Source organism: Mesorhizobium sp. B2-3-6 (assembly GCF_006442305.1).
In the GTDB taxonomy this organism is placed as follows: Bacteria; Pseudomonadota; Alphaproteobacteria; order Rhizobiales; family Rhizobiaceae; genus Mesorhizobium.
The window spans coordinates 25,473-52,095 of record NZ_VFVW01000007.1 but is presented as its reverse complement, the minus strand read 5'-3'; the positions used below and the strand labels follow the sequence as shown (position 1 = coordinate 52,095).

At 64.5% G+C, this 26,623-nt stretch carries 21 protein-coding genes; 11 read left to right on the top strand and 10 right to left on the bottom strand.

Going from position 1 to position 26,623, the window contains the following annotated elements:
* The 3 genes from FJ953_RS20335 to FJ953_RS20325 all read right to left on the bottom strand — a co-directional run bounded on the left by FJ953_RS20335 (nt 1) and on the right by FJ953_RS20325 (nt 4,267).
* Nucleotides 1-1,263 carry a cyclopropane-fatty-acyl-phospholipid synthase family protein gene (locus FJ953_RS20335; protein WP_140624945.1) on the bottom strand — a complete coding sequence of 421 codons (1,263 nt, stop codon included), beginning with the start codon at nt 1,261-1,263 and terminating at the stop codon, nt 1-3.
* A 365-nt stretch (nt 1,264-1,628) separates the two neighbouring features.
* Nucleotides 1,629-3,107 carry a TadE/TadG family type IV pilus assembly protein gene (locus tag FJ953_RS20330; protein WP_140624944.1) on the bottom strand — a complete coding sequence of 493 codons (1,479 nt, stop codon included), beginning with the start codon at nt 3,105-3,107 and terminating at the stop codon, nt 1,629-1,631.
* A gap of 290 nt (nt 3,108-3,397) precedes the next feature.
* Entirely contained in the window at nt 3,398-4,267 is an 870-nt protein-coding gene (locus tag FJ953_RS20325) for a transglutaminase family protein (protein WP_140524987.1), read from the bottom strand.
* Nucleotides 4,268-4,448: 181 nt separating this feature from the next.
* Here FJ953_RS20325 and FJ953_RS20320 point away from each other — a divergent pair, with 181 nt between their 5' ends.
* Entirely contained in the window at nt 4,449-5,123 is a 675-nt protein-coding gene (locus FJ953_RS20320; protein WP_140624943.1) for an HAD-IA family hydrolase, read from the top strand.
* A gap of 60 nt (nt 5,124-5,183) precedes the next feature.
* Here the strand turns inward: FJ953_RS20320 and FJ953_RS20315 are convergent, their stop codons facing one another.
* Nucleotides 5,184-5,402, bottom strand: a complete 219-nt coding sequence (locus tag FJ953_RS20315; RefSeq protein WP_140518225.1) for a DUF1674 domain-containing protein — start codon at nt 5,400-5,402, stop codon at nt 5,184-5,186.
* 118 nt (nt 5,403-5,520) lie between these two features.
* On the opposite strand from FJ953_RS20315, the gene htpX reads away from it, so the two are divergent.
* The 4 genes from htpX (at nt 5,521) to purH (ending at nt 11,594) form a co-directional block, all read left to right on the top strand.
* The gene (gene htpX / locus FJ953_RS20310) at nt 5,521-6,534 is read left to right on the top strand and encodes a zinc metalloprotease HtpX (RefSeq protein ID WP_140518224.1); all 1,014 of its coding nucleotides are present in this window, start codon (nt 5,521-5,523) and stop codon (nt 6,532-6,534) included.
* Nucleotides 6,531-7,913, top strand: a complete 1,383-nt coding sequence (locus tag FJ953_RS20305) for an RsmB/NOP family class I SAM-dependent RNA methyltransferase (RefSeq protein ID WP_246674859.1) — start codon at nt 6,531-6,533, stop codon at nt 7,911-7,913. The genes htpX and FJ953_RS20305 overlap by 4 nt, the downstream gene beginning before the upstream one ends.
* A gap of 249 nt (nt 7,914-8,162) precedes the next feature.
* Nucleotides 8,163-9,887, top strand: a complete 1,725-nt coding sequence (locus FJ953_RS20300) for a heparinase II/III family protein (RefSeq protein ID WP_140624941.1) — start codon at nt 8,163-8,165, stop codon at nt 9,885-9,887.
* Nucleotides 9,888-9,977: 90 nt separating this feature from the next.
* A complete protein-coding gene (gene purH, locus FJ953_RS20295; protein ID WP_140566713.1) occupies nt 9,978-11,594 on the top strand; it encodes a bifunctional phosphoribosylaminoimidazolecarboxamide formyltransferase/IMP cyclohydrolase in 1,617 nt (538 codons plus the stop codon).
* A 139-nt stretch (nt 11,595-11,733) separates the two neighbouring features.
* On the opposite strand, the gene FJ953_RS20290 is transcribed toward purH, so the two are convergent.
* Both FJ953_RS20290 and FJ953_RS20285 read right to left on the bottom strand, forming a co-directional pair.
* Nucleotides 11,734-13,110, bottom strand: a complete 1,377-nt coding sequence (locus FJ953_RS20290; RefSeq protein ID WP_140624940.1) for an MFS transporter — start codon at nt 13,108-13,110, stop codon at nt 11,734-11,736.
* Nucleotides 13,111-13,341: 231 nt separating this feature from the next.
* Entirely contained in the window at nt 13,342-18,174 is a 4,833-nt protein-coding gene (locus FJ953_RS20285) for an NAD-glutamate dehydrogenase (RefSeq protein WP_140624939.1), read from the bottom strand.
* Between the two features lie 135 nt (nt 18,175-18,309).
* On the opposite strand from FJ953_RS20285, the gene FJ953_RS20280 reads away from it, so the two are divergent.
* Together FJ953_RS20280 and FJ953_RS20275 are read left to right on the top strand one after the other, a co-directional pair.
* Nucleotides 18,310-18,873, top strand: coding sequence for a peroxidase-related enzyme (locus tag FJ953_RS20280; protein WP_140624938.1), 564 nt, complete (start codon nt 18,310-18,312; stop codon nt 18,871-18,873).
* Between the two features lie 126 nt (nt 18,874-18,999).
* Entirely contained in the window at nt 19,000-19,323 is a 324-nt protein-coding gene (locus FJ953_RS20275) for a YciI family protein (protein ID WP_140518064.1), read from the top strand.
* A 3-nt stretch (nt 19,324-19,326) separates the two neighbouring features.
* Here FJ953_RS20275 and FJ953_RS20270 read toward each other — a convergent pair whose 3' ends face one another.
* A complete protein-coding gene (locus FJ953_RS20270; protein ID WP_140625051.1) occupies nt 19,327-19,941 on the bottom strand; it encodes a LysE family translocator in 615 nt (204 codons plus the stop codon).
* Between the two features lie 399 nt (nt 19,942-20,340).
* On the opposite strand from FJ953_RS20270, the gene FJ953_RS20265 reads away from it, so the two are divergent.
* On the top strand, nt 20,341-20,967 hold the full coding sequence (locus FJ953_RS20265; protein ID WP_140624937.1) for a DUF1062 domain-containing protein: 627 nt from the start codon (nt 20,341-20,343) through the stop codon (nt 20,965-20,967).
* 61 nt (nt 20,968-21,028) lie between these two features.
* Here the strand turns inward: FJ953_RS20265 and typA are convergent, their stop codons facing one another.
* Nucleotides 21,029-22,858: a translational GTPase TypA gene (typA, locus tag FJ953_RS20260; protein ID WP_140492867.1), complete on the bottom strand. Its 1,830-nt coding sequence runs from the start codon at nt 22,856-22,858 to the stop codon at nt 21,029-21,031.
* Nucleotides 22,859-23,057: 199 nt separating this feature from the next.
* Here typA and FJ953_RS20255 point away from each other — a divergent pair, with 199 nt between their 5' ends.
* On the top strand, nt 23,058-23,339 hold the full coding sequence (locus tag FJ953_RS20255; protein WP_140624936.1) for a hypothetical protein: 282 nt from the start codon (nt 23,058-23,060) through the stop codon (nt 23,337-23,339).
* An 87-nt stretch (nt 23,340-23,426) separates the two neighbouring features.
* Here the strand turns inward: FJ953_RS20255 and FJ953_RS20250 are convergent, their stop codons facing one another.
* Nucleotides 23,427-24,710, bottom strand: a complete 1,284-nt coding sequence (locus FJ953_RS20250; protein WP_181171624.1) for an MFS transporter — start codon at nt 24,708-24,710, stop codon at nt 23,427-23,429.
* Between the two features lie 74 nt (nt 24,711-24,784).
* Between FJ953_RS20250 and FJ953_RS20245 the strand changes: the two genes are divergently transcribed.
* Both FJ953_RS20245 and FJ953_RS20240 read left to right on the top strand, forming a co-directional pair.
* Nucleotides 24,785-25,402: a TetR/AcrR family transcriptional regulator gene (locus FJ953_RS20245; RefSeq protein ID WP_140624934.1), complete on the top strand. Its 618-nt coding sequence runs from the start codon at nt 24,785-24,787 to the stop codon at nt 25,400-25,402.
* A 44-nt stretch (nt 25,403-25,446) separates the two neighbouring features.
* Nucleotides 25,447-26,040 carry a hypothetical protein gene (locus tag FJ953_RS20240; protein WP_140624933.1) on the top strand — a complete coding sequence of 198 codons (594 nt, stop codon included), beginning with the start codon at nt 25,447-25,449 and terminating at the stop codon, nt 26,038-26,040.
* 115 nt (nt 26,041-26,155) lie between these two features.
* Here the strand turns inward: FJ953_RS20240 and FJ953_RS20235 are convergent, their stop codons facing one another.
* Nucleotides 26,156-26,323, bottom strand: coding sequence for a hypothetical protein (locus FJ953_RS20235; RefSeq protein WP_140492852.1), 168 nt, complete (start codon nt 26,321-26,323; stop codon nt 26,156-26,158).
* Nucleotides 26,324-26,623: the final 300 nt, after the last annotated feature.

Genomic DNA, 26,623 nt, shown 5'->3' with positions numbered 1-26,623 from the left:
TTACCGGTAAAGGTCCGCCCGCGTCGGCGGCAAGCCGCTCGGGCCCCGCGTCCGCTTGGTGGCGACCGTCTGGAAAATCTGCGCCGAGGCACGATCGAAGGCGATCGAACAGCCGGTCAGGTAAAGCAGCCACAGCCGCGCCTTGGCTTCTCCCACTTCGGCGATGGCCTCGTCGAAGCGCGCATGCAGGCGCTCTGCCCACAGCCGGCAGGTGCGGGCGTAGTGCTCGCGCAGATTCTCGACGTCGTGGACGAGGAAGCCGTGTGCTTCCAGATTGCCGCACGTCATGCCGATCGTGTCGATCTCGCCACCCGGGAAGATGTATTTGATCAGCGCCTTGTATTCCGAGCCCTTGCGCAAGGTCTTCTTCATGCTGCCCTTGCTGCGCCTGGTGATGGCATGATGCAGATAGATGCCGCCCGGCTTGAGCAGGCGATGGACGGTCGAGAAGTAGGCGGCGTGATTGGCCAGCCCCAGATGCTCGAACATGCCTATCGAGGATATCTTGTCGAAGCTTCCGGTGAGCTCGGCATAGGATTTTATCTCGATTGTGATCCGGTCCTCCAGCCCCTCGGCCCGAATGCGTTCGCGGGCGAGTCCGGTCTGGGCCTCCGACAACGAGACGCCATGGCCGACGACGCCATGGTGCTTCGCCGCATGGATCAGCATCGCGCCCCAGCCGCAGCCGATATCGAGCAGGCGGTCGCCAGGCTTCAGCCGGAGCTTGCGGCAGATATGCTCGAGCTTGTCGGCCTGGGCCTGGTCGATGTCATTGGCGAAATCCTTGAAATACCCGCAGCTGTAGACCATGCGCTCGTCGAGGAAGAGCCGGTAGAAGGCGTTCGATATGTCGTAATGATGCTGGATCGCCTGCTTGTTGGAGCCGCTGACAAAGGGATTTTGCCCGGCGAGGTCGGCGCGTTGCGTCATCTGCCTTCGCGAGAACAGCACGGCCGGCAGGTCGCGCATGATCGCGAGCTTCGGCAGCGCCTTGAACCGCAGCTTGCCTCGTGAAGGCAGCGCGTAGAGGTCAAACAGCGACCCCTCCTCCACGTCGACCGCCTTGGAAATCCACATCTCGACCAGCGTCGAGAAATTTGGCCGGCGGGCCAGTTGCCAGACGATGTCCTGGTCGTTGATGGCAAGCACCGGGCCGCCGGCCGGACCGATGCGCTCGCCGGTCCAAAGCCTGACGGCAAAGCCCGGCTTCAACGCCTCGACGACCGTGCGAACGATGCGTGCTGCTCTTTCGGTAGCGTCCATGCCGTCCCCCCTGCATTCGGTAGGCCGATCTTGTCCGCTTGAACCCCTGGCCGCAACCCGATTGCACGAAAGGACGCGGCCAAGCCGGAAAAACGTCTTTTTCCATCCGGCGTCTTGTCTTTTGCTGCAACGCACCCCATCATCAGTGCGTGTTCAACAAACTGAAAGGAGGTGATCCGATGTCGAGTGATTTCGTTTTCCAGAACGTGGCCTCAGCGGATTGCACTTTCGGGAAGCAGTCTTCCCGTTAAGGCGCGAGATGCGCGGCGGGCGACCCCTCGGGTTGCCGCCAGGAGCCGCGCCATGGACGGAAACACGGAAGGCCGCCGGCTTCGAAAGAAGCGGCGGCCTTTTCCTTGTACGGCTTACTGCGTCAGCGCGACCTTTTCGGTGTTGCGGATGATTTCCTGAAAGGCGGCGTCCAATTCCACCCCGGTCGACACCTCGAAATAGTGTTTTTGAGCGGTGGAGGCATCTTTCGACGAACAGTCCTTCAGCACCGCCTTTGCCTGATCCCGCTCGGTTGCCGACATGTCCTTGTTGTTCAGGTCGAAGCCGATGGTGAAAATTTCGATGCCGTCATTTTTCATGTTGCCGCACAGCGTTTCGGCGTTGCCGCGCGCAAGATTGCCCTGGCTGTTGTAGCGGCCCCCGGCACCGGCGAAGGCGGTATTGAACTGGCCATCGGTCATCAGGATCGCGACCTTGGCGATCTTCTTCGCGTTGACGTCCGAGGCGCCGTTGCCGAGGCCGGCATTCTTGATCGCTGCGCGCCATTGCGGCGACAGCATATAGTAGGTCCACTGAATGGCGATCGCGCCGGCGGTATAACCGTCAGCCTGAAAGTCGTCGATCGAACCAAGCAATGCGCCGGAATCGGCGGTCAGCGGAATCACTTCCGCATCGGGGCACTTGTTCATTCCGCCGCCATCGAGATGATCATCCCGGTTGACCAGGGCGTAGTACTTCTTACCGTTCTTGTCCGTGCGAACAGCATCTGGGCCGTCGGCGCTCAAATCCGCGTCGCCATTTTTGTCCTTGCGCTCCGTGGCGCAATTATCGGGGCGTGGCATCGCCGCGCCGACAATGGAAATGTAGTCGCTGAAGGACGGCAGCAAATTTTTGCCCGTCTCGGCGACAAGAAGCGAACTGCCGGCCACGGGTGGCAGCTCAGAGCTCGCCGGCTTCTCGGCATAGACGTTTTCGGCCAGCTTGCCGGCATTCACGCCGGATGCGTAAGGCACAATCGCGACGCGGATGCGGGGGTTCTTCGGATCCTGGTTCCGGAGCATCGTCCGGACGGCGTTTTTCGCTGCTGCTTTCAGATCGCCGATCTTGTCGACCTTGCCCCGCTTCGCCATCGAGCCCGTGATGTCGAGCATCATAGCCACCTCGATCTGCTTGTCCGAGTAGAGCGCCGTCGTCGAGGCGGGAACGCGCTGCATGTCGCGCGTGCCGAACAGCGGGAAATAGAAGGCGACGTCGACATGGGCGTCCGCCTGCACCGTCCTGGCGGTCCTGTCGACCGTCAGCCTGTCGAGCATGATCTGGTTGGCCTGCAGGATGCCGGCCGTACTGTTGGCGTCGAGGAAGGCCTGCACCGATTTGTTGGTGTCGGCCTCCTTGATCACGCCGGTCGTCAGGTCCCGCGCCGTCGACGTCACCGCGGCGTCGACCACGCTCTGCAGGCTCGATTTGGCGTTGTAGAGCTGGGTGATGTTGACGGCGAAGCCGACGCCCAGCGCCAAGACCGAGGCGGCGAATCCGAACAGGATGGCGAAATTCCCACCGCGATGCCTGGCAAAGTCGCCGGCCGCGTCCACAAGACCCCCGAAAATCCGCATCGTTCTCTCTCCGCTCGCCCCGGCCTCGTCGCCGGGCAAACGGATCGATGCAGGATTCCGGCCGGGCGCGGCCAGCGGCCGCGCACCAGGAACTAGATTATTGTTTTTGCTTCGCTTTCAAGAATGGAAAGGTGAATGACCGGTAAACGCCGATGCTGCGTTCGCGCGGCATTACCAAGCGCTTACCACGATCTTGCACGTCGCGGCACAGGGCGCGCGGCCGTGTCCCGCCACGGCACAGCGGCACCTGTGCCAGAGCGAGGCAGTATGGGGATACATGGAAACCCGGCTCAGGCCAGCATCTGCGCGGTGACCGTCCTGTCGATGGCGTGGTAGGGCGGGTTGAACAGATTGTTCTCCTGTTCGTAGGTCCATACCTTGAACAGGCTGAGCCGGTGCGGGCCGAAACTGTGCAGCAACGGCACGTCGGTGGCATCGCGTCCGCGCGCGATGACGATGCGGCCGATCCTCGGAACATTGTGGCGGGGGTCGAACGTGTACCACTTGCCGTCGAGAAACACTTCCATCCAGGCCGAGAAATCCATCGGCGCCGGATCGGCCGGCACGCCGATGTCGCCGAGATAGCCATTCACATAGCGTGCCGGAATGTTCATGCAGCGGCAGAGCGTGATCGCCAGATGGGCGAAGTCTCGGCAGACGCCGACCTGCTCCTCATGCGCCTGCGCCGCGGTGCGGGTCGAGCGGGCATAGCCATAGCCGAAGGACAGCCGGTTGTGGACGTAATCGACGATCGCCTGCACCCTCGCCCAGCCGGACGGCAAACGGCCGAAAAGCTCCCAGGCGAGCTGGCTCAGGTGATCGGTCTCGCAATAGCGGCTGCCCAGCAGATAAAACAGCACCTCGTCGGGCAGCTCGGCCACCGGCACCTCGCGTGCCAGCGTGTTGACCTCGTCCGTCTCGCCGCTGTCCTCGACCACGGCATCGTAGAGGATGCGAAAAGTGCCGGCGGGTGCGGTAAAGCGGCGGCACGAATTGCCATGCAAATCGCTGTAGAGCCTGGTCGGAACCGCGGGCGACGTCAGCATGCGCGTCTGCCGTTTGATGTCGGCCTGCCTGTCCCTGTGGATCTCGAGCATTGAAATCACCGGCGTGGCTCCAGCGCATTCAATGGCCATTTCGTAGCCGAGCCGAATCAGCATCGCGTCCCCCTTCGATGGTCGTGGAAAAGCAGCGAAGTTGAAACGCCGGAGGCGGATCGCGGTTCCCTGACTTGCGGAAAAGGGGACTGACCGAAAAGGTGGCCGCGCGGCTTCCAATGCCGGCGCCGGGACGTTACCATCGGCCCTCCCTCGAAAGACCTCCCCGAAATCAAGGAAAATCATGTACGCAGGCAGAAAATTCGCCGCCTTCCTCTTCGACATGGACGGCACGCTCATCAATTCCATTGCCTCGGCCGAACGGGTGTGGAGCGACTGGGCGCGGCGGCAAGGGCTCGACGTCGCCGCCTTCCTGCCGACGATCCATGGCGTGCGGGCGATCGAGACGATCGCCGGTCTGGCGCTCCCGGGCGTCGATCCGGCGCATGAGGCCGACCTCTTGCTCAAGGCCGAAGCCGCCGATCTGGAGGGCATTGTTCAGATCGCCAGCGCCGCCGCGTTTCTCAACGCGCTCCCGCCGGGGCGCTGGGCGATCGTAACCTCGGCACCGCGCGAACTGGCGCTCTTGCGCATGAAGGCCGCCGGCATCCCCGTCCCTGCCGTCCTGGTCGCGGCGGAAGATGTTTCACGCGGCAAGCCGGCGCCCGACTGCTTTCAGCTCGGCGCGACGCGGCTCGGTGTCGATGCGCGCGATTGCCTCGTGTTCGAGGATGCCCCGGCGGGCATCACGGCGGCCGAGGCGGCGGGCGCAGCGGTCATGGTCATAAACGCCACCCACCGGCATCCCCTGGCGACGCGGCATGCCGCGATCGCTGGCTACGACGCCATCGGCGTCACCGTCGACGAGCGCGGCTGGATCGCGCTCCAGCCGCAGCGAGCGGCGGCAGCGGCCTTCTAGGCTCTGGCGACAATCAAACACCCGATTGCCGGCAAATGAGCTGTTTGCTGGGCCGGCATATTAGAAATCGCTGGTCAGGCCCTTGATCTCCCAGTCGCCGTAGCGGCCGGGCTCCTTGCCGCCGCGGCCGCCGACTTCCTTCGGCACCGCGGCTTCCTTGCGGCGGTAGTCCTCGCGCCGCGCCGCGGCCTCTTCAAGCGCGCGGCGGGCGGCGGGCGTCAGCGTCTTCAGCCGCGCTTCGTCATCAGTGGCAGGTGTTTTACTGGTCTCGTCGTTCATGCGATATTCCGGCGGATTGAAACAGGCCGATTGAAACGGGTACCGGCGTTTCCCATCATATAGCGATGAGCCCACGAGGATCGACCCCCTTACATCACGACCAGGACGGGAGCAGACGATGAACACACTTCGCACCGCCATGCTTCTTGCCGCGATGACCGCGCTGTTCATGGGCGTCGGCTTCCTGATCGGCGGCACGGGCGGCATGATGATCGCCTTCCTGATCGCCGCCGCCACCAATCTGTTCAGCTATTGGAACGCCGACAAGATGGTGCTGTCGATGAACCGCGCCGTCGAGGTCGACGAGAAGAACGCGCCCGAATATTACGCCATCGTGCAGGCACTGGCCGAGCAGGCAGGCCTGCCGATGCCCAGGACCTACCTGATCGACAATCCGCAGCCCAACGCCTTCGCCACCGGCCGCAACCCGCAGAACGCGGCTGTCGCCGCTTCCACCGGCCTTTTGCAACGGCTGACGCATGAGGAAGTGGCCGCGGTGATGGCGCACGAGCTCGCCCACGTCCAGCACCGCGACACCTTGACCATGACGATCGTCGCGACCTTCGCCGGCGCCATCTCGATGCTTGGCAATTTCGCCTTCTTCCTCGGCGGCAACCGCGACAACAACAGCCCGTTCGGTTTTGTCGGCGTGCTGGCGGCGATGATCGTGGCGCCCTTTGCGGCGATGATCGTGCAGATGGCGGTCAGCCGCACCCGCGAATACGAGGCCGACCGGCGTGGCGCCGAAATCTGTGGACACCCGCTATGGTTGGCCTCGGCGCTTGACAAGATCGCCCGCGGCGCCGAACGCATACCTAATCCGGATGCCGAGCGTAACCCGGCGATGGCTCATCTCTTCATCATCAACCCGCTGCACGGCGAGCGCATGGACAGTCTGTTCTCCACCCACCCGAGCACCGAGAACCGCATCGCCGCGCTGCAAGCGATGGCGCAGCGCATGGACGGTGGTGTATCGCGGTCCCCGCAGCGCCAGGCGCCAGTGCCGCCGCAGGCCGACGAGCCGCAATCGGCAGGACCGTGGGGCAAGCCGGCCGCGCCGGAACCGCCGGCAGAGCCCAAATCCAATCCATGGGGTCGCAATCCGACCGGGCCCAAGGGCCCGTGGTCGTGAGCGTGGCGGGCAGAGCACCTCGACGCACAGGTGGTCAGGAAGACAAAAAGGACGGCGAGTTCGTTGCCGGCCTTGCCGCCCGCAAGGCGGCGGCGCGCCTGCTGGCCGCTGTCATCGATGCGAGGACGCCGCTCGACGGCCTGACCGACCATGAAAACGGCCATCCGCAATACAAGGCGCTAGACCTGCGCGATCGCGGTCTTGTGCGCGCCATTCTGGTCACCGCGCTGCGCTATCGCATGACCATTGCCGGGCTGCTGGCGCGGCGTCTGGAAAAACCGCTGCCGGCCAATGCCACCGCGCTGTCGCATATTTTGCATGTGGCGGCCGCGCAGATCCTGTTCCTCGACATTCCAGACAGCGCCGCGGTCGACCTCGCCGTCACCCATGCCAAGTCCGATCCCCGCACATTGCGCTTTGCCGGCCTGGTCAACGGTGTGCTGCGCACGCTCGCGCGGATCAAGGAGGCTGAACTTCCAGAGGCCCTTGCTACCACCGACGAAGCGCCGAAATGGTTTTCCGACCGTTTGAAGGCCGCCTATGGCGTGGACGAGGCCGGACGGATACTCGCCGCCCACCGCCAGGAGGCCCCGGTCGATTTCTCGATCAAGGCCGATCCGGAGCACTGGGCCGAAAGGCTCGGCGGCATTGCCCTGCCGACCGGCACGATTCGGGTGGAGAAGCTTGCCGGCCCGGTCACCGAACTGCCTGGCTTCGCCGAAGGCGCCTGGTGGGTCCAGGATGCCGCAGCCGGCCTGCCTGCCCGGTTGCTCGGTGATGTCGGCGGGCTTCGCGTCGCCGATCTCTGCGCCGCGCCCGGCGGCAAGACCGCCCAATTGATCGTGGCCGGCGCACGCGTCACCGCGATCGACACCTCGAAGAACCGGCTGGCGCGGCTGGCGCAGAATCTCGAACGCCTCCGCCTGTCGGCGGACGTCGTGCAGGCCGATCTCCTCCAGTACGAGCCGGACGAGCTGTTCGACGCCGTCCTCCTCGACGCGCCCTGCTCCTCGACCGGCACGGTGCGGCGGCATCCCGACGTGCCATGGACCAAGACTGTGGCTGATGTCGAGAAGCTCGCCGATCTCCAGCGCCGGCTGCTCGCGCGCGCCGTCACCCTGGTTAAGCCGGGCGGAAGGATCGTCTTTTCGAACTGTTCGCTCGACCCACTCGAAGGCGAGGAGCTTTATCGTGGCTTCCTCGCCGCGACGCCTGGCGTCGTTGCCGACCCGCTTCGCGCCGGCGAGATCATCGGCATCGATCCCTTCCTGACGCAGGAAGGCACGCTGCGCACCACACCTGCCGACCTCGATCTCGGCTCGCCGCAACGTTCCGGTCTCGACGGCTTTTTCGCCGCGCGCATGCGTCGCGCCAGCTAAGGCAAGTCCACGAAAGCTGCGTGACGATTCTCCGTCCGGAATTACGTGGAACAAGGATCTGGAGCGGAGTATGGATGCCCATCGGGCGCTGAACCGCTCAGGGGTTTAAGCATAGGAAGTTGCTGACTTTTTTGGGGAGCCTCCGCGGCAAAGCCAGGCGCAGCGTCACCGCTCGCGGGAATTCGCCTTCGCATGAATCGTTGAATCAGATAAGCTTGCCCTTGGGATAGAGGACGATCAGGAGGGGTTTTGGCACTTGCTGCCGGCAACACGACGCGTCTGTGGGCGCTTGTCGCGAAGGAGTTTTGGCGCAAAACGCGCCGGCGCCTGCGTGCCGGACCGGTTTATCGCTGGCGCTATTCCGGCCGCACGCCCGAACGGGTGCTGATCGCGCCGCCGGACCTGCGGCTGGCCGACCCGCAGATCGCGCTTGAGATCTACTATGGCCGCTATCCCTTGTCGGGACATATGGTCGAGACCGGCGGCAAGTCGCCCTTCCAGATCAGCGTTCCCAATTACGGCTGGCAGAAGACGCTGCATGGCTTTCGCTGGCTGCGTCACATGCGCGCCGCCGGCACCGAGCTTGCCGCCGCCAATGCGCGTGCGCTGGTGTCCGACTGGATCGCCACGCATGGAAACAACATTTCCGGCATTGCCTGGGAGCCCGGCACGGCTGCCAAGCGCATTATCGCCTGGCTGCAGCATTCCTCGATCGTGCTGCAAGGCGCTGAATTCCCGTTCTACCGCGCCTTCCTGAAATCGCTGGCCGTCCAGATCCGCTACCTCAGGTCGATGGCGCGCGAAATGCCTGACGGCAAGGACAGGCTGCGCGCCCGCATCGCCCTCGCCTTCGCCGCCCTGTCGCTGCCGGCGCCCGCATCGGCGCTGCGCGGCGCCACCCGCAACCTCGCCGAGGAACTCGACCGCCAGATCCTTCCCGATGGCGGCCACATCTCGCGCAACCCGATGGCGGTGCTGGAAATCCTCGCCGATCTTTTGCCGCTGCGGCAGACCTACGCCAACCAGGCGGAAGCGCCGCCACAGGCACTGATCGGCGCCATCGACAGGATGCTGCCGGCGCTGCGCTTCTTCCGCCACCAGGACGGCAGCCTCGCCCGCTTCAACGGCATGGGCGCCACCATCCATGACCGCATCGCCAGCATCCTGCGCCACGACGACACCGCCGGCTCGCCGCTGCTGCATGCACCGCATTCGGGCTATGAGCGGCTGTCCATGGGTGGCGTCACCGTCATCGCCGACACCGGCCCGCCGCCGCCCGTCCACGTCTCCAATGCCGCCCATGCCAGCTGCCTTGCGTTCGAGCTGTCGTCGAGCCGCCAGCATTACATCGTCAATGCCGGCATCGACACCTATGGCGCTGCCGAATTCCGGCCCCTGGCCCGCGCCACCGCCGCGCATTCGACCGCCACCATCAACGACACCTCGTCGGCGCGGTTCAGCCATTCGCTGCGCATCAACGATCTTCTGGGGTCGCCTTTGATCGGCGGCCCGCAGCATGTGCAGTGCAAGCGTATCGACCAGAAGGGCGTTCAAGGCTTCATCGCCCGCCATGACGGCTATATCCAGCGCTTCGGTTTCCTGCACGAGCGCGAGCTGAAACTGTCCTCGAACGGCAATGTGCTGACCGGCAGGGACCGCTTCCAGCGTCCTGGAGGTGCGGCGATCCGCAACAATGGCCGCGATTTCATCACCGTGCGCTTCCACGTCCATCCCGACATCAACCTTTTGCAGGACGAGCATGACCGCCTGGTGCTGACCGCCGAGCAGGCCGACAGCTGGGTGTTCACCTGCACCGAGATGGTGCCGGAGGTCGAGGAATCGATCTACTTCGCCGGTCTCGGCGGCCCGCGCCGAAGCCGGCAGATCGTGCTTGCCTTCAAGCCGTCCGACATCGCCGAAGTCCACTGGCAGCTCACCCGCACCTCTATCGCCGGCTATTCCGAAAACAACTGACCGCGCCTGCGCTGACCGAGCTTGCGCCTTGATTTCCTGATCTCATATGATACGGCGCGGGCCTGCCCCTCCAGCCGTGAAAGCACGCCCATGGCCGTCGCCGCCAAGAACATTCCCGCTCCCGACCTCGTTCCCGTGCGTCGCGCGCTGCTCTCCGTCTTCGACAAGACCGGCCTCATCGATCTCGCCAGGGCGCTCGCCGCTTCCGGCGTCGAGCTGGTGTCGACCGGCGGCACGGCAAAAGCGATCGCCGATGCGGGCCTGGCGGTCCGCGACGTCTCCGAGCTCACCGGCTTTCCCGAGATCATGGATGGCCGCGTCAAGACCCTGCACCCGTCGGTGCATGGCGCCCTGCTCGGCGTTCGCGATGATCCCGATCACGCCGCGGCGATGCACAAATATGGCATCGAGCCGATCGACCTGGTCGTCTGCAATCTCTATCCGTTCGAGGAAGTCCGCCGCTCCGGCGCCGACTACGCGGCGATCGTCGAGAACATCGACATTGGCGGCCCGGCGATGATCCGCGCCTCGGCCAAGAACCACGCCTATGTCGCCATCGTCACCGATCCCGGCGACTATGCCTCCGTGCTCAATGCGCTGGAGATGAATATCGGCTCGCTTTCGCTGGATTTCCGCAAGAAGCTCGCGGCCAAGGCTTTTGCCCGCACCGCCAGCTACGACGCGGTAATCTCGGGCTGGTTCGCCGAGGCGCTGGAGATCGAGCACCCGACCTGGCGCGCCTTCGGCGGCAGGCTGGAGACCGTGATGCGCTATGGCGAGAACCCGCACCAGGGCGCCGGCTTCTATGTCAATGGCGACAAGCGGCCGGGCGTGGCCACCGCGCGCCAGCTCCAGGGCAAGCAGCTTTCCTACAACAACATCAACGATACCGACGCCGCCTTCGAGCTGGCCGGCGAGTTCGACCCGGCGCGCTCGGCCGCCGTCGCCATCATCAAGCATGCCAACCCGTGCGGCGTCGCCGAGGGTTCGACGCTGAAGGCGGCCTACGCCAGGGCGCTGGCCTGCGACCCGGTCTCGGCCTATGGCGGCATTGTCGCTGTCAATCGCATCCTTGACGCCGAGGCGGCCGAAGAGATCGTGAAGACCTTCACCGAGGTCATTATCGCGCCCGGCGCCACCGACGAGGCGGCAGCGATCGTGGCCGCGAAGAAGAACCTGCGCCTGCTGGTCGCGGGCGGCCTGCCGGATCCGCGCGCGATCGGCACAACCGTCAAATCCGTCGCCGGCGGCCTGCTGGTGCAGGGCAGGGACAACGCCGTCGTCGACGACCTCGAACTGAAGGTGGTGACGAAACGGGCGCCGACGCCGGCCGAACTGGCCGACCTGAAATTCGCCTTCCGCGTCGCCAAGCACGTCAAATCGAACGCCATCGTCTACGCAAGGGACAGCGCCACGGTAGGCATCGGCGCCGGGCAGATGAGCCGCGTCGATTCCTCGCGCATCGCTGCCCGCAAGGCACTCGACGCTGCGGAAGCGGCGGGCTGGGCCGAGCCGCTGACCAAGGGCTCTGTCGTCGCCTCCGACGCCTTCTTCCCCTTCGCCGACGGCCTGCTGTCGGCCATCGAGGCTGGCGCCACGGCGGTGATCCAGCCCGGCGGCTCGATGCGCGACGACGATGTGGTTGCCGCCGCCGACGAGCATGGCATCGCCATGGTGTTCACGGGCGTGAGACACTTCAGACATTGAGCGCCTCACCCTCCCCCTTGTGGGAAGGGTCGGCGAGCGATGTTTGCGAAGCAAAGCTCGTGAGACGGGGTGGGGGCAGCGCCGTCCCCCACCCCGCTCCGCTTCGCGGATCGACCCTCCCCACAAGGGGGAGGGTAAATCACTCCGCCGCCCGGTCCGCCGGATACGGCGTCCTGATCAGGATCGCCATGCCTATGGCCAGGAACAGGATGATAACCGCCATGCCGAGCCGCGCCGAATCGCTCACCGCCGTGATGGTCGCCACCAGGAACGGGGCCAGGAAACTGGTCGCGCGCCCGGCCAGCGCATAGATGCCGAAATAGCGGCCGGATTCCGACGCCGTAACGCTGCGCGCCATATAGGACCGCGATGACGCCTGCACCGGCCCGAAGGCGAGTCCGATCAGCAATCCATAGAGGATGTAGGCGTTTTCCGCGGCGGTGCCGAACAGGCCCCCGGAATCGGTGGTCGAGAGCTGGATAAGCCCGAGCAGCGTGAAGCCGGGGCCGGTCGAGACGACGCCGATGGTGGCGACCGAAAGCATGACCAGCGCGATCATCACTACCGCCTTGGAGCCGAGCGCGGTGTCGAGCCGCGCAGCGATCCAGCAGCCGAAGATGGCGACGACGTTGAGGATGATGCCGAACATGCCGATCTCGGTGATCGACCACTGGAACATGCCGGCCGCGAAGGTGCCGCCGAGCGCCAGCAGCGCATTGACGCCGTCCTGATAGATCATGCGGGCGACGAGGAAGCGGAAGATGCCGCCGCGCCTGCGCACCTCGACCAAGGTCGACTTCAGCTCCGACAGGCCTTCGCGCACCGCAGGCTTGATCGGGATGCCTTTGATGGCATCGGGAGTGAAGAGGAACATCGGCAGGATGAACAGGAAATACCAGCCGGCCGACAGCGGCCCGGTGGCGCGGGCATCCTCGCCGAGCTTCGGGTCCAGCCCGAACAGCGGGTCGAGGCCGATGATGGTCTTGCCGGTCTCCTGCGATCCGGCCAGGAACAGCACGACGAAGATCAGCGCGATCATACCGCCGAGATAGCCAAGCCCCCAGGCCATGTTGGAGATGCGGCCGATCTCGCTCTTCGGCACCAGGCGCGGCATCATGGAATCGTTGAAGACGGTGGAGAATTCAGCCGCCACCGAGGCCAGCGAGAACAATGCCACGATCAGGAACAGGTTCGAGCCGGGCGCGGCGAGCCACAGCAGCGCCAGGCTGGCGATCTTGATCGCCGCGAAGAAGGCGATCCACGGCTTGCGCGGCCCGGTCTGGTCGGCGATCGAACCGAGGATCGGCGACAGCACGGCGATGACCAGTCCGGCCGCGGCGATGCCGTAGCCCCAGACGGCCTGGCCGGTGGTCGGATCGCTGGCCATGCGCGAAACGAAATAGGGGCCGAAGATGAAGGTGGTGACGACCGTGAAGAAGGGCTGCGCCGCCCAGTCGAACAACATCCACCCCCAGATGCCGCGCCCGGACGCCCGCTGCACTGCTACTTCGGCCATGTCCCCTCCGGTCGCCTTCGTTTCGTTGGCGGTTCACCCATGTCTGCATGTTTTCCGCGGGTCATGCAAACGAACACGCGCCGCGCCGCCGTTCTTTGGCCTACCCGCCTTCATTCAGATCAACGGAGCAAGGGCGCCACCCCTATGCCCCTTGTGCGACGGTCGGACCGAAGGTCCGGGTGAGGGCCGGCGCCGCCTCCCCGCCTAGGCGAGGGTAAGTCAGGCGATGGCTCACATCCCCGTCAGATCGCTCATCAGGCCCGATGCCACCGACAGCCGCGACACGGTGATGTCGCCGCCCTCGGTCAGCGCCTGCAGCCGTTCGCGGGTGCGGCCGATCCTCTCCCCGCCGGCCTCCAGCCACGCCGCCACCGGGTCGGCTGCCCCGGCGTGGTTCACGAGTGCCGCCACCGCGATGCCGCGCCGCGCGGTCCCGATCGTGTCGGTGGCGCGCGACAGGGCGAGCTGGTCGTAATAGTCCGCCGGTGTGATGGAGCGGGCCGCCTCCTCGACGCGCGGAATACGGAAGGCGTCGCTGACCGCGAAGAAGGCCTTCGCCGCGGCGACGATGTCGGCGCCTGCCGTTCGCGCCGTCAGCGCGATGTCGGGGATCAGCTCCGCCACATCGGCCAGCGCCAGTTGCGCTGCCAGCCTGTCCGGCGCCCCGGCCTTGACCAGTCCATGCCGCTTCTCGTCGATCCGTTCGCGCGAATAATCGGGGAGCAGCGAAACGAGTTTCGGCTCCAGCGCCTTGCGAGCCTCCTGCAATTCGGCGATGCGCTGGGCAAGCGGCGCCGTGCCGGCGTCGTTCTTCAAGTACCAGCCGCTGGTCACGTAGATCAGCCGGCTGACCGCCTGGTAGAGATCGAGCTGCATCTGGCCGTCGATCTGATTGTCGAGTGCGTCGATCTCGCGGTAAAGCGCCGGCAAGGCAAAGCCGTCGCGCACCACGGCGAAGGTGCGCACCACGTCGGCGGCGGTGCGCCCCGTTGCTTCCCGCAACCGGTTGACGAAGGAGGGACCGCCGCGGTTGACCAGCTCATTGGCGACGACGCGGGCGATGATCTCGCGGCGCAGGCGATGGCCGTGGATCTCAGCGGCATATTTCTTCGCCATCCGGTCGGGGAAATAACCCATCAGGTCGCGGTCGAAATGCGGCTCGTCAGGCACGTCGCTTGCGACGATGTCGGAAAACAGCACGATCTTGGCATAGGCGAGCAGCACGCCGAGCTCGGCCCTGGTCAGCGGCTCGCCGCGCGCCTCGCGCTCGGCAAGGGCCGCCGGCGAAGGCAACGTCTCGACCGTGCGGTCGAGCAGGCCGCGCGCTTCCAGCGCCGACATGAAGCGGGCCTGGTGGGCGATGTCGGCGAGGCCGCGCTTGCGGGCGATGGAGAGCGCCAGCGTCTGCTGGTAGTTGTTGGACAGGACCAGCTCGCCGACCTCGCCGGTCATCTCGGCGAGAAGCTTGTCGCGCGCAGGCCGGGTCAACGACCCTTTGCGCATGGCGGACGCCAGCGCGATCTTGATATTGACCTCGACGTCGGAACAGTTGACCCCGCCCGAATTGTCGATGGCGTCGGAATTGCAACGCCCGCCATTCATGCCGAATTCGATGCGCGCGCGCTGCGTCACCCCGAGATTGGCGCCCTCGCCGATCACCTTGGCGCGCACGTCGAGCGCGGTGATGCGGACGGCGTCGTTGGCGCGATCACCGACCTCGGCGTTGGTCTCGGTCGAGGCCCGCAAATACGTGCCGATGCCGCCGAACCACAAGAGGTCGACGGGCGCCTTGAGGATGGCGCTCATGATCTCGACCGGCGTGGCGGTCGTCTTGTTGAGGCCGATCGCAGCAGCAGCAGCGGCCGGCAAGGTGATCGATTTCTGGCCGCGTGAGACGATGACGCCGCCCTCGGAGAGCTTGCTCTTGTCGTAGTCCTGCCAGCTCGAACGGGGAAGAGCGAACATGCGCTGGCGCTCGGCCATCGATGCCGCCATGTCGGGATCGGGATCGATGAAGATGTCGCGGTGGTCGAAGGCTGCGATCAGCCTTGTCTTCGGTGACAACAGCATGCCGTTGCCGAACACGTCGCCCGACATGTCACCCACCCCGACGACGGAGAAGGGCGTGGTCTGGATGTCGCGGTTCATCTCGCGGAAATGCCGCTTGACCGCCTCCCACGCGCCCTTGGCGGTGATGCCCATCTTCTTGTGGTCGTACCCGGCCGAACCGCCGCTGGCGAAGGCATCGTCAAGCCAGAAGCCATGGCTTTCACTGATGGCGTTGGCGGTGTCCGAGAAAGTTGCCGTGCCCTTGTCGGCGGCAACGACGAAATAGGGATCGTCCTGGTCGCGCCTGACAACGCCGGCCGGCGGGATGACGCCGTCGAGGCCGATATTGTCGGTGATCGACAAAAGGCTGGAAACGAAGTTCTTGTAGGCCGATGTGCCGGCTTCGAAGATGGCGTCGCGGCCGGCGCTCATCGGCAGCTTCTTCGGATAGAACCCGCCCTTGGCGCCGACCGGCACGATGACCGCGTTCTTGACCTGCTGTGCCTTGACCAGGCCGAGCACCTCGGTGCGGTAATCCTGGGCGCGGTCCGACCAGCGCAGGCCGCCGCGCGCCACCGGACCGAAGCGCAGATGCACGCCCTCGACCTCAGAGCCGTAGACGAAGATTTCCCGCCACGGTCGCGGCTCGGGCAATCCGTCGACCGAACGCGAATCGAGTTTGATCGCCAGCGACTGGCCCTTGGCTTTCGTATCGGCAACGAAATGATTGGTGCGCAGCGAGGCTTCGATGAGATTGAGGTAGCGGCGGATGATGGCGTCGTCGTCGATGTTGGGAACGTCTTCCAGCGCGTCCCTGATCTTGGCCTTGAGATGCTTTGCCGCCACCACGCCTTCCGTCTCGGCTGTCGGGCCGAGCCGGGCGATGAACAGCGCGTGCAGGCCGCGTGCGATCTCGGGATAGCGGTTGAGGGCCGCGGCGATGAAATCCTGGCTCTGCGGAATTCCGGCCTGCTGCAAATACCGCCCATAGGCGCGCAGGATGGTGATTTCGCCCGACCACAGGCCGGCGGTCTGGGCAAGGCCGTTGTAGCCGTCATTGTCGACGTCGCCGCGCCACACCGACAGGAACGCGTCCTCGAACAGCGCGCCGCCATTGCTGAGGTCGATCGGCTTTCCGTAGCTGTTCTCCAGCTCCATGTCGTGGATGAAGACGGTGCCGGGCTGATCACTATTGATCATGCCGGGCTGATCCCTATTGCCGGCCTTGTCGTCGCCGACCTCGAAGGTGCGCTCGCTGATGACGCGGAAGCCGATGTTTTCCAGCACCGGCACGCGCCGCGACAGCGCCACCGGGCTGCCATGGTGATAGATTTTCAGCGCCGCCTGGTGCGGCTTCTGCTCGGCATGGCGATAGTAATCGATGGCGATCGGATTGCTGGCGCTGATCCTGGCGATACGCCCGGCATCGATTAGCGCCACACCGGCGCTGAAGGAGTCCCGGTAGCTTTCCGGAAATCGTGCCGCGATCCTCTTCAGCGCCGGGTCGCTGCCGCTGGTTTCCGCCGCCTCGGAAAGGGCGTCCTCCCAGGTGCGCACGATGTCGCGGATCGCCGCCTCGATCGTTGCCTGTTCGACCTTCGGCGTCTTGCCGCCGGAGCGGCCGATGATGAAATGCACGCGCGCCAGCCCGCCTTCCGGGAAGGCCGGGTAGTAGGCCGACAGTCGGCCTTCGAACACCGTCTTGAGGTAGGTGCCGACCTTCTCGCGCACGACGCTGTCGTAACGGTCGCGCGGCACGAAGACGAGGATGGAGACGAAGCGGTCGAACTGGTCGGCACGCACCAGTGCCCGCACGCGCGGCCTCTCGACGAGGCCCAGAATGGCCGCGGCATGCCTCCTCAGGATCGGCACCGGCACCTGGAACAGCTCGTCGCGCGGATAGCTCTCCAGCACGTTGATCAGCGCCTTGCCGGAATGGTCGTGCCGGTCGAAACCGGATTTGGCTATGACGGTTTCGGCCTTCGACCTGAGATAGGGGATCTTCATCACCGAGCGCGTGTAGGCGGTCGACGTGAACAGGCCGACAATGCGCAATTCGCCCGCCAGCGCGCCCTTGGCGGTGTAGGTCTTGATGCCGATATAGTCGAGATAGATGCGCCGGTGCACGGAGGACTTTGCATTGGCCTTGGTGACGATCAGCGGCTCCGGCCCATGCAGGAAGGCTCGGATCTCCGGCGTTGTCGTCACCGCTTCGGTGCCGCGCCGCAGCACCAGCACGTCCAGATCGGACAATATGCCCAGGCCAGGCTTGTCGGCACGCTCCAGCGTGCCGCTTTCCTCGCCGCCGATATATGTGAATTCGCGCATGCCGAGGAAAGTGAAATTGTCGTCGCGCAGCCACTCCAGGAAGGCGATCGCCTCGGCCACGCTCTTCTTATCCAGCGGCACCGCCGAATAGCGGAATTCCGAGATCGCCTGGTCGAGACGGGCCAGCATCGGCTTCCAGTCGCTGACGGCGGAATGGACCTGGCCGAGGATCTTGCGCAGCCGCTCTGCCAAGCCGTTCGCCTGCTCCGGGGTCAGCCGGGGAATATGGACGTGAATGACGCTCAGCCGGTCGTGGCTGCCGTCGTCCCTGGCGAAATTGCCGTCGCCGAGAATTTCCTCGACGCCGTCCTTGCCATGGCGGACGGTGATGACGGGGTGGGTGACCAGGGTCGGCTCGCCGGCACTCTCGGTGATCTCGCCGAGTATGGAATCGAACAGGAAAGGCATATTGTCGTTGACGACGGTGACGATCGTGACGGGTCGGCCCTCGCGAACGACGCCGGAATCGGTATCGACGGCGACGGCGCACGCGCCCTTCTTGTGACCGGCGACCGCGCGGCCGGCGAGATCCGCGGCGCGTTCGAGGTCCGCCACCTCATAGGCGGCAATGTCTTCCGCCGGCGCGCGGGCGAGCAGGTAGTCGGCAAGCCTGGCCGGCCTTTCCTGCGTCTTCGGCATCGCCGTGGCTTTCTTCTTCGACCTGCTCGCCGATTTCACGCTGGCCATGACGCTTCTTTCCTCCCGTCGTATGCTTTTGCGGACTATGTAGCAGATGACCGCTATTTGGCGACAAAGGTTTGACGGCGTGCCAAGAATTATCGCAATTCGGCGGCAGCCGGCGACAAACGAGGAGGAATGCCCATGACCGACAAGATCACCGCGCTCGATCTCGCCGCTGCTGAGCTGAGCGATGCGACCAGGACCTATTTCACCAAATGCGAGGAGAAGCTCGGCCTGGTCCCCAACGTGTTGCGCGCCCATGCCTTCGACGACAAGAAGCTGCGTGCCTTCACCGACATGTACAATGATCTGATGCTGGGTGATTCAGGCCTGTCGAAGCTGGAGCGCGAGATGATCGCGGTCGCTGTCTCATCCATCAACCATTGCTACTACTGCCTGACGGCGCATGGCGCCGCCGTGCGGCAGCTGTCGGGCGACCCTTCGCTCGGCGAGATGATGGTAATGAATTTCCGCGCCGCCGATCTTTCATCGAAGCAGGTCGCGATGCTGGAATTCGCGGTCAAGCTGACAGAGGAGCCGGCCAAGATCGTCGAAGCCGACCGCGCGGCCCTGCGTATGGCCGGCTTCACCGATCGCGACATCTGGGACATCGCCTCCACGGCCGCCTTCTTCAACATGTCGAACCGGGTGGCGGCGGCAATCGATATGCGCCCGAACTCCGAGTACCACGCCATGGCAAGGTGACGAGCAGGCTACCTGCTCATATATTAGCCACCTCTCATTCTCATTGCTTGTTTGCCGGTTTGGTCCGATGATCGCCGGGCGGCATGACCGCATGCCGGTTCGATGCCGCCGACAAGGGAGGAGAACATGGCGAAATTTCTCTATGTCTATCACGGCTCCGGCAAGATGCCGACCGAGGAGGCCGAACGCAAAGCCGCGATGGATGCCTGGAACGGCTGGTACGGCAAGCTCGGCTCGGCCGTGGTTGACGGCGGCAATCCGGTCGGCATGTCGAAGACGGTGCTGCCCGACGGCAAGGTCGAGAACAATGGCGGCAGCAACCCGACCGCCGGCTACACGATCGTGGAAGCCAGGGATATCGACGATGCCGTCGCCAAGGCCAGGGATTGCCCGATCCTGATGAACCCGGCCTTCAGCGTCGAGATCGCGCCGATCATCGAAATGATGTGACGGTCACGAGCGCGCCGCGATCGCCGCGGCTGCACCGGCCATGGTGGTGGCGCTGACGCGGTTGGCAATTCTCATGGCGCGCTTGCTCTTCAGGAGCTTGCGCGCCTGGGCGGCGGCCAGCACCCAGGCAAGGTCGATCACGATAAGCACCACCGCCATGGTCGCCGTCAGTTCGATCCAGCCAACCACCGTCACCGAAGCAAGGTCGATGATGGTCGGCAGCAGGGCCAGGTAGAACATCATGATCTTGGGGTTGCCGAGCGTCACGGACATGCCGGCGAAGAACAGTTTGCCGGGCGAGTCCTCGCGCGGCATCTCGCCTTCTTTCGCTTCGACAGGCGCGGTCCACATCTTCCAGGCGAGGTACGCGAGATAGGCGACGCCGACCCATTTGACGATGACGAAAGCGAAATGGAAAGTCTGCGCCACCACCGCCAGCCCGAACACGGCCAGCGACAGCCAGATGCCCTCGCCGATCCACATGGCGAGCAGGAACGGGAACACGTCGCGAAACCCCTTGGCGATGACGCGGGCGACGAGTGCCGCGATCGAAGGGCCCGGCGAACCGGCGGCCACGAAGAGCGCGGCGGCGAAGATCAGGAGCGAGGTGAGGTGCATGGCGAGGATCTCGGCTTGAAAACCTTCAATGCCAGACATTAGCAATGCCAGACATTAGCGCAAGCGATCGAGCTTCGGTAGCATCAACATGCTTGCCGGCCCGGCATCTCGCGGCTAGATAGATCGCCCCGAAACAATTTCGAGCTTCACTTTGCCTACGTAACCGCCGGTCTCGTCAACTCCCCCGACACAATGCATGGCGCCGCCACAACGGTGCCTTTTTCCATTTCATGTGTTCCTCTGGGCGGCGGTTCGAGACCGGTTTGGCACTGCTGAACCGCTGTCGCATGCGCCGCGACGCCTGATCCCAAGAACCGCAGCCTACCGCCACGCCGCGCCCGCCTGGGCATCTCGACATTGCCGACCTGATGAACTTCCCGACGGGAAGGGCATATCGGCATGTCTTCTATTCTGCGCATCCGCTGGACGGTCGCGCCTCAAACCGCACCACGTCCCCTGATCACCTGCAATCGCTGCGGCGGCGTCAAAGCCTATCGCAGCAGCGGAAAGTTCCGCGTCAACGCCAACGGGAAGCGCATTGACGCCTGGCTGATCTATCGTTGTATCAACTGCGACAATTCCTGGAATTTCGGCATTTTTGAGCGCCGCAACCGCCGCGACATCGAGCCGGCGCTGCTGCGGGCGCTGGAGAGCAACGATGCAGCACTTGCCCGGCGCCATGCATTCGATGTGACCGCACTGCGCGGCCAGGTGGGGCGTGTCGAGGAGTTTCCCGACGTCGACGTGCACAAGACGGCGCTTGGCGGGACAAGCGAAGCTGCAAGCGTGCTGGAGCTCCGGCTCGGGCTCGAAATGCCGATATCGCTGCGGCTCGATCGTTTGCTCGCCAACGAACTCGGCATCTCACGGTCGCGACTTCAAGCCCTGGAGGAGAAAGGCCTGTTGGTTGTCGATTGCGACGGGGCCAAGGCTTTGCGCAAGCCGGCACGCGACGGGACGACGGTCCGCGTCGATCTGGCCGGCGAACCCGACCGGCAGGCCATCATATCTGCCGCCAGGGGATGAACGGCAGAGGGGCGAAGCACCTGGTGCTCCGCCCCTCCCGGATACGATCAGAAAGCAGAAATTACGCGGCGCCGACGGCCTTGGACGATTTCTCGAAGCGCTTGCGCTCGTTGGGATCCAGATAAAGCTTGCGCAGGCGGATGGTCTTCGGTGTCACCTCGACCAGCTCGTCGTCCTGGATCCAGGCCAGCGCGCGCTCCAACGTCATGCGGATCGGCGGTGTCAGCTTGACCGCCTCGTCCTTGCCGGCGGCGCGGATGTTGGTCAGCTTCTTGCCCTTCAGCACGTTCACTTCCAGGTCGTTGTCGCGGGAGTGGATGCCGATGATCATGCCCTGATAGACCTTGACGCCCGGATCGATGACCATCGGGCCACGATCCTCCAGGTTCCACATGGCGTAGGCGACGGACTCGCCCTGCTCGTTGGAGATCAGCACGCCGTTGGTGCGACCGGGCAGTTCGCCCTTGTAGGGCTCATAGGCATGGAACAGCCGGTTCATCACGGCGGTGCCGCGCGTGTCGGTCAAGAGTTCCGACTGGTAGCCGATCAGGCCGCGCGTCGGCGCGTGGAAGACGAGGCGCTGGCGGTTGCCGCCGGAGGGGCGCAATTCGACCATCTCGGCCTTGCGCTCGGACATTTTCTGCACGACGACGCCGGCATGCTCCTCGTCGACGTCGATGACGACTTCCTCGACCGGCTCCAGCAATTCGCCGTTCTCGCCCTTCTGCATGACCACGCGCGGCCGCGACACGGCGATTTCAAAGCCCTCGCGGCGCATGGTCTCGATCAGCACGGCAAGCTGCAATTCGCCACGGCCCGACACGAAGAAGGAATCCTTGTCAGGCGATTCCTCGATCTTGAGCGCGACATTGCCCTCGGCTTCGCGCAGCAGGCGGTCGCGGATGACGCGGCTGGTCACCTTGTCGCCTTCCGTGCCGGCCAGCGGCGAATCGTTGACGAGGAAAGACATGGTCACGGTCGGCGGATCGATCGGCTGCGCGTGCAGCGGCTCGCTCACGCTTAGGTCGCAGAACGTGTCGGCGACGGTGCCTTTGGACAGGCCGGCAATGGCCACGATGTCGCCCGCCTGCGCTTCCTCGATCGGCTGGCGCTCGAGGCCGCGGAAGGCCAGTATCTTGGAAATGCGGCCGGTTTCGATCTGGGTGCCGTCATGATGCAGCACCTTGACCGCCTGGTTGGCCTTCAGCGTGCCGCTCTCGATGCGGCCGGTGATGATACGGCCGAGGAACGGATTGGCTTCCAGGATGGTGCCGATCATGCGGAACGGGCCGGGATGCACGGTCGGCGCGGGCACATGCTTGAGGACGAGGTCGAACAGCGGCGACAGGCCCTGGTCCTTGGGACCTTCCGGATTTTCCGAGACCCAGCCGTCGCGCCCCGAACCATAAAGGATCGGGAAGTCGAGCTGCTCGTCGGTGGCGTCGAGCGCGGCAAACAGGTCGAACACCTCGTTGACCACCTCGACATGGCGGGCGTCCGGCCGGTCGATCTTGTTGATGACGACGATGGGCTTCAAGCCGACCTTGAGCGCCTTGCCGACGACGAACTTGGTCTGCGGCATCGGGCCTTCGGCGGCGTCGACCAGCACGATCGCCGAATCCACCATCGACAGGATGCGCTCGACCTCACCGCCGAAATCGGCGTGGCCGGGGGTGTCGACGATGTTGACGCGGGTGCCCTTCCAGTCGACCGAGGTCGCCTTGGCCAGGATGGTGATGCCGCGTTCCTTTTCGAGGTCGTTGGAATCCATGGCGCGTTCGGCGACGCGCTGATTGTCGCGGAAGGCGCCGGATTGTTTCAGAAGCTGGTCGACAAGGGTGGTCTTTCCATGGTCGACGTGCGCGATGATCGCGATATTGCGGAGGTTCATGATCTGGTCTCGGGAGCGTTGCAGGCAGCAGGCCAAAAGGCGCCGCCTCTTTCGTGTTGCGCGGCTCATACAGGGTTTTTCGCATTTGCGAAAGAGGAAGCGCGACACCAAATAATCATCAAATCTTAAGCATCGCCATGTGAAATGGTTTTGTTAACCAAGGCGGGAACCTTTTGCGGGCCCGGGCAGTTCGAACACCATGACCAACGCAGTCGTCAAATTTCGGCCGATTCTCGCAACTGCGGCTCTCGCCGTGCTGCTGGCTGCCGGCGCCGCCCAATCCGCGGCGACGCTCAAGGAAGCGCGGCCCGCTCTGCCGAGCGATATCCCGAGCGCCGAACAGGTCTTTGCGGATGCGCCCGATGGCGTCGATCCGGTGGTGACGGGGCCGGTCAGCGCGGCCTTCAAGCAAAGGCAGCAAAGCGCCAACTGCGATAGCGCGGTTTGGCCCAACGTCCCGTTGGTCTGCTATCCCGACTGATCGGCTGCGCGCCGTCGGCGAACTGCCGATCTCCCCCTTATTGAAAGATCGCCAATCTGACCGACGGCACACTCGTTCGAAGGCGCACTATGCCGCTTGCGGCTCCGGGTCGAACGCCGGCCGGCTGGTGTTGATCAGGAGCGAGATACAGGCGGCGGCAATCGCGGTCATGCCGGCGATCAGGAAGGCCAGTTCGTAATTGCCCTGCAGTTCGCGCATGGTGCCGCCGAAGAAGGCGGCGGTTGCCGCGCCCACCTGGTGGCCGGCGACGATCCAGCCGAACACGATCGGGCCGCTGCGGTCGCCGAAGGCTTCATTGGCGAGCCGCAGCGTCGGCGGCACGGTGGCGATCCAGTCGAGGCCGTAAAGCACGGCGAAGATGATCAGACTGGTCGCCGAAAAGCCGGAATAGGGCAGATAGATCAGCGAAAGGCCGCGGATCGCATAATAGACACCGAGCAGCTTGCGCGGATCGAAACGGTCGGTGAGCCAGCCCGACAGCGTGGTGCCGATCAGGTCGAAAATGCCCATCATCGACAACAGGCCAGCCGCCTGAACCTCGTTGATGCCCATGTCGCCGCAAAATGCGATGAGATGTGTCCCGACCAGTCCGTTGGTCGTGAAACCGCAGACGAAGAAGGTGGCGAACAGGTACCAGAAGACGCGCGTGCCGGCGGCGCGGCGCAGCGTGGTTAGCGTATGGGTCAGGAAATTGCCTTGTGCCGCCGGCGGTACCGGCGGCACGTCGTCGGCTTCCGCGCCATAGCGCACCATGCCAATCGATGCCGGGCGTTCCGGCACCAGCAGCAGCACCAGCGGCACGAGACAGGCCGTCGCGACGGAGATGGCGATGACGACCGGCTTCCAGCCGCCTGACTGCGCCAGCGAGGCCAGCAGCGGCAGGAAGACCAGCAGACCGGTGGCGCTGGAGGCCGACATCAAGCCCATGACGAGGCCGCGGTTGGTCTTGAACCAGCGGTTGACGATGGTGGCGCCGAGCACGGTGGCGACCGCGCCGGAGCCGACGCCGGAAAACACGCCCCAGGTAATCAGCAGATGCCATGGCTTGGTCATCAGCAGGCTGAGCGCGGTGGAGGCCGACATCACGACAAGCGCGGCAAGCAGCGTGCGCCGCAGCCCGATCCGCTCCATCAGCGCGGCGGCAAACGGCCCGGTCAGGCCGTAGAGGAAGATGCCGACCGCGGCAGCCAGCGACACCACGTCGCGCCGCCAGCCGAAACTTTCCTCCAGCGGCAGCATCATGACGGCTGGCGCGGAGCGCAGGCCGGCCGCGATCAGCAGGCAGAGAAAGATGACGGCGACCACGACGAAAGCGTAGCGCTGGCCAAATGGACGGGATTGAGCTAGCATGTTACTGACCGGTACGTTGCAGGATGGAAACATGTATACGTACCGATCGGTAACAGTGTCAACCGAGACTGCGAATGCCACCAGACAATAAAATTGAACCGTCCATCAGCAGCGCTCACGCGTCGGCTCCGCCAAAGGCGGCGGAAAAGATACTCGGCGTGGCGCGCGATCTGTTTTACCGGCGAGGCATCAGGGCGATCGGCGTCGACGAGATCGTCAGGCGCGCCGGAGTCACCAAGCCCAGCCTCTATCGCAGCTTTCCCTCCAAGGACGAATTGGCCGCCTCTTATCTGCGCCGATACGATCTCGAATTCTGGGAACGCTTCGACGAGGCGGTGGACGCCCATCCCGGCGATCCGCGCGCGCAAATCCGAGCCTTCCTGACCCGCGTCGGCAAGCGCACGCAGAAGCCTGACTATCGCGGCTGCGGCATGACCAATGCGGCCGTAGAATATCCCGAGCGCGGCCATCCGGCGCGCGTGGTGAGCGAGGACAACAAGCAGGAACTGCGCCGCCGCCTGCGCGCCATGGCCGCCGCGATGAATGCCGCCGACGCCGACACGCTGGGCGACGGTCTGCTGCTTCTGATCGAAGGCGCCTATATCAGCGGCCAGTTGTTCGGCGCCGGTGGCCCGGCGGCGTCGGTGGCGATCAACGCCGATCTGCTGATTGAGGCGAGCTTGAAGAAATAGTGTTTGGCGATAGGCTGCTGCGACCTTCAACGGAGATGTCCGCGATGCGCAGCCTGGTTCTTCCACTCGTTCTCGCCAGCGTCTGCCGGGCAGCGCATGCCGGCGAGATATCGAGCGCCTACACCGATCTCGACTGGAAGAACGACTGCGTCACCTATGCGCAGGCCGGGGACGGTGATGGCGACTGGGCCGACCTCGCCTGTTCGGGCTATCGTGGCTATCCGGTGCTGATCGCCTATGACGATGCGCGCGAATCGCTGTTTTATGGTTTCCCGCCCGGCGGCGACATGACATCGGTCTGGGAAAGTTTCTCCGGCTTCAATTCCTCAGGCGCCAGGATCGAGTGGCGCATCGAGACCGACGGCGACAAGACGGTGCCGTTCGCGGTCATTCACCGCCGCTCGATCAGCAATCCGGAAGACGAGAAGAAACCCACCGACGTGCTGCTCGTCTCCAAGGTCGCGCAAATGGATGCGCGCGACGGCTGCACGGTCGCACTGGTGCTGGCTACAGGAAATCCTGCCGCCAACGACCAGGCGCGCAAGCTTGCCGACGAGAAAGCACGGTCCTTCGCCTGCGGCAAGGACCGGCGCACCGTCATCGGCGAGGTGCCGGCTTTCGGGCGCGTCGACAATTGAAGGACAAGCGTTCGCCGCTCGCCGACGTGTCAAATGCTCCTGTTTTCACGCGCCCTCGTCATCACCGCTGAGGAAGAGCAATGTCTCGGAGCGCGCGAATCTGCTTGTTGTGGGCTCAGCCGTAGATCTGCTTGTGGACCTGATAAAGCATTTCCGAGCGGTCGGCGCGCATGTCGGCCAGATCGCGGCTGGAGAAGCTGTCGATTTCAGCGACGAGGCGGTTGTAGTTCTTGCGCTTGGCGATGCTGCTGCGGGCGCGGGTCAAGAGGCTGTCGAGGATCATAGCGAGTTTCCTTCTGGGCCGCATTTGGCGGCCGGTTTCTTCCTCCCTTGATCGATACGGAGCATGACATAGGAATGGTGCATCGCAAAAAGAAGATGTTGCAATGCACCATTGCGCTATGTGCATAGCCGGTTAATGGCGCCTGAACGCCACCCCCGGCGCCGGCGCATTGCCCTTCCGTGATGGGAATGCCGGTTCCTGTCGTTTTGTCTTACAAATTGCGGAAATGTCATCGCCGCCGACCTTGCCATATCGATCTCCTGCTGGCTTGATCGCCGCCGGATTGCCAACGTTACCGGG